This window comes from Methanosaeta sp. UBA356 (genome assembly GCF_002496465.1).
GTDB lineage: Archaea > Halobacteriota > Methanosarcinia > Methanotrichales > Methanotrichaceae > Methanothrix > Methanothrix soehngenii.
Genome location: NZ_DAKC01000121.1, coordinates 1,112 through 1,338 on the forward strand (window position 1 = coordinate 1,112; position 227 = coordinate 1,338).

The 227-nt window shown below is 55.1% G+C and carries 1 protein-coding gene; it reads left to right on the forward strand.

Going from position 1 to position 227, the window contains the following annotated elements:
* A partial coding sequence (locus BP727_RS13585) for a tetratricopeptide repeat protein (RefSeq protein WP_342766285.1) occupies positions 1 to 227 on the forward strand: 227 nt, incomplete at both ends.

Below are 227 nucleotides of genomic sequence, written 5' to 3' on the forward strand. Positions count from 1 at the left end.
TCGCTAGGCGAAGATCATCCCGAATACGCCGCTAGCCTGAACAACCTCGCAGTGCTGTATCGATCGATGGGCAGATATAGCGATGCTGAGCCGCTTTTCCGCCAGGCAACAGAAATTTGGCGCAAATCGCTAGGCGAAGATCATCCCAACTGCGCCACCGGCTTGAACAACCTCGCAGAACTGTATCGATCGGTGGGCAGATATAGCGATGCTGAGCCGCTTTTCCG